Here is a 5,702-nt window from a genome sequence, read left to right on the forward strand (position 1 = left end):
CCTGTTCGCCACCACCCGGACCCAGCTCGATTTCCTGCGCTTCCCGCTCGGCGCCCTGCCCAAGCCCCGGGTGCGCGAGATCGCCGCGGAACTGGGCCTGGGCGTCGCGACCAAGCCGGACAGCCAGGACATCTGCTTCGTTCCCGACGGCGACTATGCCGGCCTGGTCAAGAAGCTGCGGCCAGAGGCGGATGCCCGCGGCGATATCGTCGACATGGCCGGCCACAAGCTGGGCGAGCATCGCGGCCTGATCCACTACACCGTCGGCCAGCGTCGCGGGCTGGAGATCGGCGGCAGCCCCGAACCGCTTTACGTTGTGCGTCTGGATGCCGACACCCGCCGCGTCGTCGTCGGCCCGCGCACCGCGCTGGCGGTCGATGCCGCGCGGTTGACCGACCTCAACATCCTCGGCCCGCTGGATGGCCCGCTCACCGCCAAGGTTCGCTCGATGGCGCGGCCGGTTCCGGCGCGCATGGTCGAGGACCGGCTGGTCTTCGACACGCCCGAATATGGCGTCGCACCCGGGCAGGCAGCGGTGCTGTACGCCGGCGACCGGGTGCTCGGCGGCGGCTGGATCGCCGCGACCGAGGCGGCGACGCTGGCCGCATGAGCCGCATCGCCGACCTTCAGGCACGAATGGAGGCCGCCGCCGCCGCGCTTGATTTCGAATTGGCCAAGCGTCTGCGCGACGAGATCAGCCTGCTTCGCGGATCGGATGCGCAGGCCGCCGATCCCACCGGCCTCCACCGCCAGCAGCCCGGCGCCATGGGTCTGGGCACCAGCCGCCAGAAGGTCGAGCCGCCCGAGGGGTGGACGCCGCCACCCCGCCCCGATCCGATGACCAAGGGCCGCTCGCGCCGCCGTTAGGGCAGCAGGAAAGCGCCCTCGATCACCGTCACGCACGCCCCGCCCAGCACGACCCGGTCGCCGTCCAGCGTGCAGGTCAGCCGTCCGCCGCGTGCGCTCGCCTGGAATGCCGTGAACCGGTCGCGTCCCAGCCGCTGCGTCCAATAGGGCGTCAGCACCGCATGGGCAGAGCCCGTCACCGGGTCCTCATCCACCGCAAAGGCCGGCACGAACGCCCGGCTGACCACATCGGTCGCGTCACCGCGCGCGGTTACGATCACCACATAGGGGCCTTGTGCCGCCAGCGCGCGCATGTCGGGCGCGCACCCCCGCACCGTCGCCTCGTCCGCCACCACGACGACCACATAGCCCTTCTCGTGGAACAGCACCGCCTCGGCCTCGACGCCCAGCGCCGCCACCACTCCCGGCATCTCGCACAGGCCCGGCGCCCAGGCCGGCAGCGCCATCGCATAGGCCGCGCCGTCGCGCGCCACCTCCAGCACGCCCGCCTGCCGCGTCGCAAAGCGCACCGCCGCCCGATTGGTATCTGACGACAGCACGACATGCCCGCTCGCCAGCGTCGCATGGCCGCACAAGGCGACTTCGGTGCCAGGGGTAAACCAGCGCAGCTCGAAATCCGCCTCACCGTCCGCGATCGGCACCAGGAAGGCGGTTTCGGACAGGTTGTTCTCCTGCGCGATGCGAAGCAGCGTCGCATCGTCCGGCCAGCGCGACAAGGGCATCACCGCCGCCGGATTGCCGCCGAACGCGGCATCGGCGAACGCGTCCACCTGGGTGAAGGGAATGCGCATCAGCCAGTCCTTACAGCCGCTTGCCGAACCAGTGCGGCGTCACGTCCGCCTCGACCAGCGGATTGTCGGTATCGACATGTCCCTCGGGGTCGAGATGGATCAGCACCTCCACCTTGGGGAAGGCGCGGCGCAGCGCCACCTCGACATCCTCGACGATATCATGCGCCGCCGCCACGGTCAGGGTCGCGTCCACCTCCATGTGGAACTGCGCAAAGTCGTGGCTTCCCGAACGGCGGGTGCGGAAGTCGTGAATGCCCTTCAGCCCCGGCTGGCGCGCCGCCACGTCCAGGAACGCCGCGCGCTGCTGGTCGGGCCATTCCTTGTCCATCAACTGGTCGATGGCGTTGGACGATGCCTGAAACGCGCCATATGCCAGCCACAGCGCAATCGCGATGCCGAAGATCGGGTCCGCGCCGTGCCAGCCGGCATATTGGTCCAGCGCGATCGCGACGATCACCGATGCGTTCAGCAACACGTCGGACTGGTAATGAACATTGTCCGCCATGATCGCGACCGATCCGGTCCGCCGGATCACGCTGCGCTGATACCATAACAGCAGCGCGGTGGCGCCGATCGCGACCAGCGACACGCCGATGCCGAATTCGGCCGCCTGGGTGGGCTGGGTCTCGCCCAGCGCCATGATCGCGCGCCACGCAATGCCGGCGGCCGATGCGGTGATCAGCGCGACCTGGAACAATGCGGCCAGCGCCTCCGCCTTGCCGTGGCCGAAGCGGTGGTCATGGTCCGCCGGCGTCGCCGCCAGCCGCACGCCGTACAGCGTGACGAGGCTGGCGAGCAGGTCCAGCCCGGTATCCGCCAGGCTGCCCAGCATCGCCACCGAGCGGGTGTGCCACGCGGCAAAGCCCTTCAGCCCCAGCAGGAACAGCGCCATCGCGACGCTGGCCAGCGCGGCGCGCGTGGCGAGCGGCATCAGTTGCCGGCGTTCCTCCAGCGTCATGGGAACAACAGCCCCTCGCGCCACCCTGCGCCTTCCGCGACGAACAGCCGCCGCTCATGCAGCCGGTGCGCGCGGTCCTGCCAGAACTCGATCCGGGTCGGCACGACGCGGTATCCGCCCCAATGCGGCGGCCGCGGCACGTCCTGCCCCTCGAACCGGGCCTTCATCGCCTCGAACCGCGCCTCGAACGTTTCGCGCGCATCCAGGGGCCGCGACTGCTCCGACGCCCAGGCGCCAAGCTGCGAATCGCGACCGCGGCTGGCGAAATAGGCATCCGACTCGGCATCGGTGACGCGGGACACCGGCCCCTCGATGCGGATCTGCCGGCGCAGCGACTTCCAGTGGAACAGCAGGCCCGCCTTCGCGTCCGCACCCAGATCCTGCGCCTTGCGGCTTTCGCGATTGGTGTAGAACACGAAGCCACGGGGATCATGCCCCTTGAGCAACACCATGCGGACCGAGGGTTGGCCTTCGGCATCGACGGTGGCCAGCGCCATCGCATTGGGGTCGTTGGGTTCGCCCGCCCTGGCCTCTGCATACCAGGCGTCGAACAGTTCGAAAGGGCTATCGGCCATGCCTGTTCCATACGCCCTTCGTCGCCGAAAACCAACGCCATGCCCGCGCCGGAACGAGTCCCCCTGCTCGCGAATTGAATCGCCGCCGCAACGGAGAAGAGCACGATGCCCGCACGCGCCTATTGGCAAGGCCAGATCCGTCTCGCGCTGGTGTCGATCCCGGTCGAGATCTATTCCGCCACCAAGAGCGGCGCCACGGTCAGCTTCAAGCAGATTCACGAACCCACCGGCAAGCCGATCCATTATGAAAAGGTGGTGACCGGCATGGGCCCCGTCGACACCGACGAGATCATGAAGGGGTACGAGATATCCAAGGGCGAATACGTGCTGCTGGAGCAGGACGAGATCGATGCGGTGAAGCTGGAATCGAAGAAGACGCTGGAGCTTACCCAGTTTGTCGATGCACATGAAATCGACGTACTCTATTACGAAAAACCCTATTTCGTCGTCCCTGCCGACGATCTGGCGGAAGAAGCGTTTATCGTCCTGCGCGAGGCATTGCGGCGCTCGAAAAAGGTCGGGCTCGGCCAGCTTGCCCTGCGCGGCCGCGAATATGTCGTCAGCCTGAAGCCGTGCGGGCGCGGCATGGTGCTGGAAACGCTGCGCTACGCCGACGAGGTCAACAAGGCGCAGAGCTATTTCCGCGAGATCCCGGATGCCAAGCCCGACCCCGAGCTGCTCGATCTGGCCCAGGCGCTGATCGACAAGAAGAGCGCCGCGTTCGACCCACAGGAATTTCACGACCGCTATGTCGATGCTCTGAAGGGCCTGATCGAGCGCAAGCGCAAATCGAAAAAGGGCGCCAGGATCATCGAGGAGGATGACGACAAGGGCCCCTCCGGCGCCAATGTCGTCGACCTGATGGCCGCGCTCAAAAAGTCGATGGAAAAGGGCGGTGGCGGCGCAAAACCGGCGGCCAAAAAGCCGGCGCCCAAAAAGACCCCCGCGAGGAAGCGTGCATAGCTTTAGCCGCGGGGAGAGGGAGCCACTCGGGAACGCCCAATGACCGACCCACTCGCGCTGTACAATGCCAAGCGGGACTTCACCAAAACCGCAGAACCCGCGGGCACGCTCGCCCCCGGTCACGGCAACGGCTTCATCGTCCAGAAGCATGACGCCACCCGCCTCCACTGGGATTTCCGCCTGGAGGTGGATGGCGTGTTGAAAAGCTGGGCGGTCACCCGTGGCCCCAGCCTCGACCCCGACGAGAAGCGGCTCGCGGTCCGCACCGAAGACCACCCGCTCTCCTACGCCACGTTCGAGGGCACGATCCCGGCTGGCGAATATGGCGGCGGCACCGTCATGCTGTGGGACCGCGGCACCTGGGCGCCGATAAAGGGCAAGTCCGCTGCCGATATCGACAAGGGCCACCTCCACTTCGTTCTGGATGGCGAACGGATGAAGGGCGAATGGCTGCTGATCCGGCTGAAACCCCGCGGCCGGGAGAAGCGCGAGAACTGGCTGCTCCGCAAGATCGCGGACGGCTTTGCCGGCGGCACCGATATGCTGACCGAGGATGCGCTGACCAGCATCGCCACCGGCCGCACCATGGCCGAGATCGCCGAGAACAAGCCGGCCGGGCGCAAGGCCGCCGCAAGCCCGAAAGCCCCCGGACGTGGCAAGGCGAAGAAGACGACCCTGCCCGATTTCCGCTCGCCCGCGCTCTGCACGCTGGTCGATCATGTCCCCCCCGGCAATGCCTGGGTGCACGAGATGAAATATGACGGCTACCGCGCGCTCATCGCCGTCGCCGGCGGCACCGCCCGCGTCTTCACCCGCAACGGCCTGGACTGGACGGACAAGTTTTCCGGCATCGCCGAGGCCGCCGCGGCGCTCCCCGTCACCTCCGCCCTGATCGATGGCGAGATCGTCGCGTTCAAGCAGGGCCGCCCCGATTTCTCGACGCTCAAGGACGCGATCGGCAGCGGCGGCGCGATGACGCTCTTCGCCTTCGACCTGATCGAACAGGATGGCGAGGATCTGACCGCGCTCCCCCTCGTCCAGCGCAAGGCGCGCCTCCAGCCACTCGTCACCGGCAGCGACGATCGCCTGCTCTACGCCGAACATATCGTCGGTGCCGGCGAACAGCTCTTCGCCTCGCTCTGTGGCGAGGGGATGGAGGGCGTCGTCTCCAAACGCGCCGACAGCCCCTATCCGAACGGGCGCAGCAACGACTGGTTGAAGATCAAATGCCTGCACCGTCAGGAATTCGTCATCATCGGCTGGTTGCCATCGGACAAGCGCCGCGGCTTCAGGTCGCTGCTGCTCGGCGTCCACCGGGACGGCGAACTCCGCTATGCCGGCAAGGTCGGCACCGGCTTCACCCAGGACGCGATGACCGAATTGCGCACCGAACTCGACGCCCGTCCCGTCGACGCCGCCCCCGTCAAGGCGCCCCGCGCGATGACCCGCGGCGCCCGCTGGGTGAAGCCCGAGCTGGTCGCGGAGATCGCCTTTACCGAGATGACGCCCGACGGCCTGCTCCGCCATCCCAGCTTCCTGGGCCTGCGC

7 protein-coding genes are annotated in these 5,702 nt (G+C 67.8%); 4 read left to right on the top strand and 3 right to left on the bottom strand.

The features are described 5' to 3' along the window. Positions 1 to 610 (top strand): tRNA methyl transferase PRC-barrel domain-containing protein (locus Q0U08_RS17250; RefSeq protein ID WP_367271155.1); only part of this gene is annotated, 610 nt, incomplete at its 5' end. Then, a complete protein-coding gene (locus Q0U08_RS17255; RefSeq protein ID WP_298092860.1) occupies positions 607 to 867 on the top strand; it encodes a UvrB/UvrC motif-containing protein in 261 nt (86 codons plus the stop codon). The genes Q0U08_RS17250 and Q0U08_RS17255, both read left to right, overlap by 4 nt. On the opposite strand, the gene Q0U08_RS17260 is transcribed toward Q0U08_RS17255, so the two are convergent. From Q0U08_RS17260 to pdxH, 3 genes are read right to left on the bottom strand one after another with little or no spacing between them, the layout of a single operon-like run. Continuing rightward, positions 864 to 1,658 (bottom strand): PhzF family phenazine biosynthesis protein, encoded by a 795-nt coding sequence (locus Q0U08_RS17260; protein ID WP_298092861.1) that lies wholly within the window; start codon positions 1,656 to 1,658, stop codon positions 864 to 866. The two genes, Q0U08_RS17255 and Q0U08_RS17260, sit on opposite strands and share 4 nt — an antisense overlap. 10 nt (positions 1,659 to 1,668) lie before the next feature. Then, positions 1,669 to 2,616, bottom strand: coding sequence for a cation diffusion facilitator family transporter (locus Q0U08_RS17265; RefSeq protein ID WP_298092862.1), 948 nt, complete (start codon positions 2,614 to 2,616; stop codon positions 1,669 to 1,671). Continuing rightward, positions 2,613 to 3,191 carry a pyridoxamine 5'-phosphate oxidase gene (gene pdxH / locus Q0U08_RS17270; protein ID WP_298092863.1) on the bottom strand — a complete coding sequence of 193 codons (579 nt, stop codon included), beginning with the start codon at positions 3,189 to 3,191 and terminating at the stop codon, positions 2,613 to 2,615. The genes Q0U08_RS17265 and pdxH overlap by 4 nt, the downstream gene beginning before the upstream one ends. A gap of 105 nt (positions 3,192 to 3,296) precedes the next feature. Here pdxH and Q0U08_RS17275 point away from each other — a divergent pair, with 105 nt between their 5' ends. Beyond that, the gene (locus Q0U08_RS17275) at positions 3,297 to 4,154 is read left to right on the top strand and encodes a Ku protein (protein ID WP_298092864.1); all 858 of its coding nucleotides are present in this window, start codon (positions 3,297 to 3,299) and stop codon (positions 4,152 to 4,154) included. A 39-nt stretch (positions 4,155 to 4,193) separates the two neighbouring features. After that, positions 4,194 to 5,702: non-homologous end-joining DNA ligase (gene ligD, locus Q0U08_RS17280; protein ID WP_298092865.1), on the top strand; the 1,509-nt coding region annotated here is incomplete at its 3' end.

Origin of the sequence: uncultured Sphingomonas sp. (assembly GCF_946477935.1) — a bacterium.
Lineage (GTDB): Bacteria > Pseudomonadota > Alphaproteobacteria > Sphingomonadales > Sphingomonadaceae > Sphingomonas.